Consider the following 5,889-nt stretch of genomic DNA (forward strand, 5'->3'; position numbering starts at 1 on the left):
TATTATAAATAAATTTTTTATCAGGGATACCAGGTGTGATAATTCTTACGTCTACCCCTCGCTTAGCAGCCAGACATAACGCATGCGTCATTTCATCTGTTATGATTAGATATGGAGTCATAAACCAACAATATTTTTCAGCTTTATTTATCATACTGATATAAACTTCTTCTCCTACTTGTTCATTATCCATAGGGCTGTCTGCATAAGGTTGAACAAACCCAGTTTGCTGTGCCGCATAATCATAGTGGAAAAGGTATTTACTAAAATCAGAATCATTAGCAGCCTTATCACTTACTGCATTCCACATTTCCAAAAATGTCACCGTAAGCGACTGAACAGCATCTCCTTCTAAACGAATACCTGTATCTTTCCACTGTCCATACGGGTGTGTGTAATTAAAATATTCGTTTGCTAGATTATATCCACCTGTAAATCCGACTTTTCCATCAATAACTGTTATTTTTCTATGATCACGATTGTTCAAAAACAGATTTAAACCTGGCATAAACGGATTGAATACACGGCAATGAATTCCTATTGCCTCCATCTTTTTCACAAAATCTGTGTTAATAAAGCCTATAGAACCCATATCATCGTAGAATACCCTGACTTCCACACCGGCTTTTACTCTCTCTTCCAGAACATCTTGAATCTTATGCCATGCTTCAGCGTCTTCTATCGCATGATATTCCATAAAGATAAACTTCTGTGCTTTCTCCAAATCCTTAAGCTGTGCCTCTAATCCTTTCACTGCTTCATCAAAATACACAATATCCGTATTCTGATAGATTGGATACTGCGAATTTCTTTGTATGTAACTTGCTATATTTCCTGCTTTCGGAATTGTTTCTTTTATTCTGCTCAAACACTCCTGACTGTCCGGAAGCATTGGTAACAATTTGCTATCAATTTCTGCATATCGCTCACGCATTTTATGTGTGCCACCATTCAAACCAATCAACAAATACAGGCCTACACCCATAATTGGGAAAATTAGAATTAAGATGACCCAAGGCATTTTCATAGAGGATGTCTTATTTGATGCGTACAATCCCAAAACCAAGATCCCACTCAAAATCCTTGTAAATAAATTTATGATTTCTGCATATTCATTCAAGCGTGTTACGATAGTAATAATAAAAATCACTTCCAGAAGAATGCAGATTATGGAAAAACACAGCCGTTTTACCCCATTTTTTGTTTTTGCTTTGCCCTCTAAAGTATCTTGTTTCATATATACTCCACCTTCCTACTTGCTCAGTTTTCTCCCTAAATTTCGTGGAACATACCAATTTTGTCTTTTATTCTCTGCATTTCATTATCTGCTTCAATGATAGCTCTTGCAGAATGAAGTAATTCTTCACTTATCTCATCATAGCCAGGCATTTCTTCAATTCCTTTTTTATAGCGAAGTTGATGTTCCAATGTTGCCCAGAAATCCATACCATTGGTTCGAATCTGTAATTCTACACGCATAGGTGTTTTACCCTTAGCAAAAAATACTGGTATTTCAACAATCATATGATAGCTTCGATAACCATTCGATTTTGGATTTTTTATATAATCTTTTATTTCAATAACTTTAATATCATCCTGTTGGGTAATCAAATCTGATATCATATAAATATCGTCAATAAACGCACAAACTATTCGAACGCCTGCTACATCATTGAGATATGTCTGTATATTTTCTGTTGTAAATTCATATCCCATCTTCTGCAGTTTATCGTAAATACTATTGGGCTGCTTAATTCTTGTTTTTATAAAAGAAATAGGATTTCGATTGTTCTCAACTGAAAATTCATCATCCAAAACCTCAAGTTTAGTTTGTATCTCCCGAATAGCACAACGATACATCATCATTAAATTATAAAATTTTGTAGCATTATTTAAAAACTGTAGTGATTCCGGACTGTTCATCCTGAGTTTTTTTACTTCATCTTTTGTCATGGAACTTTCCTTTCTACCCATCCCTGATTTCAAAACATTATTTATTTTGATAGTTGATTCATTCTCCTTGAATTACTGGATAACAAATCATTTTATCACTATCCAGATTTTCTACATGCATATCTACTGCACTGATCTGATGGTTTTCATAAGTATTGTAATAATACCATCCTTATGGCAGACCGTGGTTACGAAAGTTTTAATACCTTTGCACACCTGATCCGGAAGGGAATGTATTTCGTTATCCACATGAAGGAAATCAACAGTAATGGTATCCTTTCCGCTTATGATTTGCCTGACAGCGAATTCGATACTCATATAAGAACAACACTTACCAGACGCCATACGAAAGAAACACTGTGGAATCCTAAAACCTATACCATACTTCAGCCTTCTACCGATTTTGATTTTCTTGATGAAAACTGCATGTATTACGATATTGAATTCCGCATTGTACGTATTCGCCTTGATAATGGAACCTATATCTGTATTGCCACCAATCTTTCAGAAGAAAAATTTCCTCTGGAAGAAACCAATAAACTTTACCGAATGCGCTGGAGCGAGGAAACAAGCTTCCGTGAACTCAAATACACCATCGGTCTGATCAACTGGCACAGCAGCAAGTATGATGGAATCCTTCAGGAAAGCAATGCCCGTATGATTCTGTATAATTTCTGTGAATTAGTGACTTCTCACGCTGTGGTAAAAACATCTAAAAATACCAAACACGTCTATAAAATTAATTTCGCCATCGCAGTAAACATATACAGGGCATATCTCAAACACGATGGTAACGAAACAGAGACCATGCTTCTCATACAAAAGTATCTGACACCTGTCAGGTACAATCGAAAATATCCTATCCACCTCCGTCCAAAGAGAAATAGGGATTTCATGTATCGGATTGCATAAATCTCGTTACCATTATACTCCATTATGAGGCAGATATGCAATCTGTCTTTTTACCACACGTACCCCATATTGTTATTATTTCGCAAGTTAGCAAGCAGTGCCCCCGTACGTACACGGGCGCGTTTTGCTTGTTGGAGGCACATCCCCAATCCCCTTAGAATGTCATCTTCGATGCCAAGCTGCGCCATCACTTTGTGAGTGCTGATACATTCCTGCTCTGCCGGAATATAAAAAAGAGGGCAACCTCCAATTTATATTTTTGATGATTGCCCGCATGCTTATCTTTCCTGCTGCCGTTTCTTTTTCATGTCTTCCTCTATGTCCCAGCTCTGCTGAGCAGCATAGAAGGATTCCACATTTTGCTTCGCTATCTGATAATCCCGCATCTCTTTTTTTATTTTCTTGTATTCGCTGTAATCTGCCTTTTTCTCTGAAAGCAGTCTTACAAATTCTTCATTCAGATCTTTTACCTTTGGGATCTTTCCATCCGGCAGTTTTGAAAATGCTTCCTTGGCTGCCTTATGAAGAGTGATTTCATCCCGATGTGCCTCGAAAAATTTCTTACTATACCCTGATTTTCGGTAAGTAATGTATGTTTCCCTGGTCTTGGCATAATTGATAATGTGAGTCTTTATCACTTTATTTGCTGCCATCTTCTCCTCTGCATCTTTGATGGTTTTCATAAGTTCATGGTATTTTGCAGAACTCCCATCCACCAATGCATCCAGCGTTTTCTTATCGTGAATAGCATGCTGCTGTAAAAACAGAATAGATTCCGCAAACTGTTTCACATTATATTTTTTCGCCCACTGGACATATCCGCCGTTCTTTCCATACCAACTAGATGATACCCAGTCTGCATCCCACCTCTTCGATATCCATATCACGTATCACCTAGTCGGTATCCCACACTTCTGCTCCCTTTCAATTGATACCCCTTTCCTGATATCCCTCTTCCCGGATGCACAACAAGCATATCACCTAGCCGGTATCTTCTGGCAACGGGTGTGCGTATCAGCTAGATGGTATGCAGCTATCGGAAGCCGTTTGTTGATACAAGCATTTACATACCAGTAAGGTGATACATGATAAACGTTGCCGAAATATACTGCATACCTGTAAGGTGGTATCGGATAAACGCTACCGAGATATTCTGTATACCAACAAGGCGATATCTAATAAGAGACACCGAGGTATTCCGCATACCAATAAGGCGGTATCTAATAAGAGACACCGGGATATATTGCATACCAACTAGCTGATATCGGATAAGCGATACCGGAATATATTGCATACCAACAAGGCGATATCGGATGAGCGATACCGGAATGTGCGCATACCAATATTGTGATATCAGGTAAATGGGTACTGTCGGGAATGGGGATTCGGAAATCGGATGCGGATAGAAGTGTACCGACTGAAACGATATCGATTGAACTGTATGCCAATGGACTGGTATCAAAACACCCGGATTCAGAGTATGAGTATGCAAATGCTATAGGATCCGCATTACCGAGAACTACATAGTGGGCGCAGATCTTTGGGAACATACTGGGTTTTAAGGGATATGGGAACAGAGTGCGGGGGTTCTAATTTATCAGGCGCCAAAGTGTGCCAGAATACAGCATTGGAATGCAATTTTCTTGGCGTCCAGTCAACGCGTACGACATAAGGAACCTTGTGTGCAATTCCGAGAATATTGAAAACATTACTTACTATATAATCTAATAACGTAGTAGTTTGTAATCCTAGTCTATTGTTTTCCCCCTGTAAATCGGTTAAAATCGTGGATTTTACAGGCATGATTACAAAAAGGGCATATTTGTGTTCAAAAAACGCTTCTATCAATTGATAATTCAAATATACGTAGTAGTTGTTCATGTAGTTGTTGTTCACGTAGTAGTTTGTTTACTAGTAGTTCTTTTACTAGTAGTTGTTTACATAGTAGTTCTTTCTAAAAATGTCATCTCTCTCGATTCCGTCTCTTTCAAAAAATAAGAGCAGGACACATACCCGCTCTCACTTCGTAATCTTTTTACTTTGCAAATTTTATGCTTGTACACCAAGAACCTTACTTGTTGTGTGCCATTCCGTGGATATTGAATGCATTACTTAAATCTCTCCGGCAGAATTACAAATATATTGACATATCTTTCTGGCTTGATTATATTAAGACTATTGATTAAAGATTTTCATTTTCTGATGCAGATTATAAAAAGATGGTGAGACTTAGGGTGAGACCTAACAATGTCGACGCCTCAAATCCTTTATTTTCTGACTTTGCGCTATTGGGGTAATGTTCAAGTCCCATCTCCTGCATTGGTACATTTATTGAAAAAGCCTTGAGAATAGTTATCTCAAGGTTTTCTTTTTATTGAAACAATAGAATGTTCGCGGAGCGTGCATTCTATTGTTTCAATAAAACACATTAGATGTTATAATATAGTCATAAATTCAGGAGGTACACACTATGCCATTATCAAAAGAATCTTCTTTCACAACAGATTATATATTCTCTCTTCCGGAAGGGCAGAGAGCGGAACTGATTGATGGTGTTGTTTATGATATGGCACCACCAAACCGGCTTCATCAGGAACTCGTTTCAGAACTTCACTATAAGATTACTGATTATATCAAAAAAAACAACGGTGCCTGCAAAGTTTTTCCAGCCCCATTTGCCGTTTTTCTAAACGCGGATGACAAAACTTATGTGGAACCGGATATCAGTGTTATTTGTGACAAATCCAAGCTGGATGACCGCGGATGTGTCGGTGCACCGGACTGGATCATTGAAATTGCATCTCCAAGTACCAAACGCACGGATTACGGTGTGAAATTATTCAAATATCGCTCTGCTGGTGTGCGTGAATACTGGATTGTAAATCCTCTTACGAGAACAGTGAATGTCTATGATTTAGAAAAAGAAGAATTAAATGATCAATACAGTTTTGACGATGACATTGCGGTATGTATTTATGACAATTTGACTATCAATATTACAGAGTTACTAAAACAATAAAAAAA

5 protein-coding genes and 1 pseudogene are annotated in these 5,889 nt (G+C 37.8%); 2 read left to right on the forward strand and 4 right to left on the reverse strand.

What is annotated here, in order from left to right; translation table 11 throughout:
• From ROSEINA2194_RS13720 to ROSEINA2194_RS23605, 3 genes and pseudogenes are all read right to left on the reverse strand, one after another.
• The coding region (locus tag ROSEINA2194_RS13720) for a phospholipase D-like domain-containing protein (RefSeq protein WP_007888376.1) at positions 1-1,237 on the reverse strand (1,237 nt) is incomplete at its 3' end.
• 35 nt (positions 1,238-1,272) lie between these two features.
• Positions 1,273-1,953, reverse strand: coding sequence for a GTP pyrophosphokinase (locus ROSEINA2194_RS13725; RefSeq protein WP_005360232.1), 681 nt, complete (start codon positions 1,951-1,953; stop codon positions 1,273-1,275).
• Between the two features lie 58 nt (positions 1,954-2,011).
• Positions 2,012-2,125 (reverse strand): annotated as a pseudogene (locus tag ROSEINA2194_RS23605) (linear amide C-N hydrolase); the annotation flags it as partial.
• Positions 2,126-2,127: 2 nt separating this feature from the next.
• On the opposite strand from ROSEINA2194_RS23605, the gene ROSEINA2194_RS13730 reads away from it, so the two are divergent.
• A complete protein-coding gene (locus tag ROSEINA2194_RS13730) occupies positions 2,128-2,865 on the forward strand; it encodes a transposase (RefSeq protein WP_007888380.1) in 738 nt (245 codons plus the stop codon).
• A 278-nt stretch (positions 2,866-3,143) separates the two neighbouring features.
• On the opposite strand, the gene ROSEINA2194_RS13735 is transcribed toward ROSEINA2194_RS13730, so the two are convergent.
• A complete protein-coding gene (locus tag ROSEINA2194_RS13735; protein ID WP_007888384.1) occupies positions 3,144-3,752 on the reverse strand; it encodes a hypothetical protein in 609 nt (202 codons plus the stop codon).
• Positions 3,753-5,335: 1,583 nt separating this feature from the next.
• Between ROSEINA2194_RS13735 and ROSEINA2194_RS13740 the strand changes: the two genes are divergently transcribed.
• A complete protein-coding gene (locus tag ROSEINA2194_RS13740) occupies positions 5,336-5,884 on the forward strand; it encodes a Uma2 family endonuclease (protein ID WP_007888389.1) in 549 nt (182 codons plus the stop codon).
• Positions 5,885-5,889 lie beyond the last annotated feature (5 nt).

Origin of the sequence: Roseburia inulinivorans DSM 16841, assembly GCF_000174195.1 — a bacterium.
In the GTDB taxonomy this organism is placed as follows: Bacteria; Bacillota; Clostridia; order Lachnospirales; family Lachnospiraceae; genus Roseburia; species Roseburia inulinivorans.

Coding starts and splice junctions, on each gene's coding strand:
- ROSEINA2194_RS13725 (WP_005360232.1), bottom strand. CDS start 1,953: ATGACAAAAGATGAAGTAAAAAAACTCAGGATGAACAGTCCGGAATCA.
- ROSEINA2194_RS13730 (WP_007888380.1), top strand. CDS start 2,128: ATGGCAGACCGTGGTTACGAAAGTTTTAATACCTTTGCACACCTGATC.
- ROSEINA2194_RS13740 (WP_007888389.1), top strand. CDS start 5,336: ATGCCATTATCAAAAGAATCTTCTTTCACAACAGATTATATATTCTCT.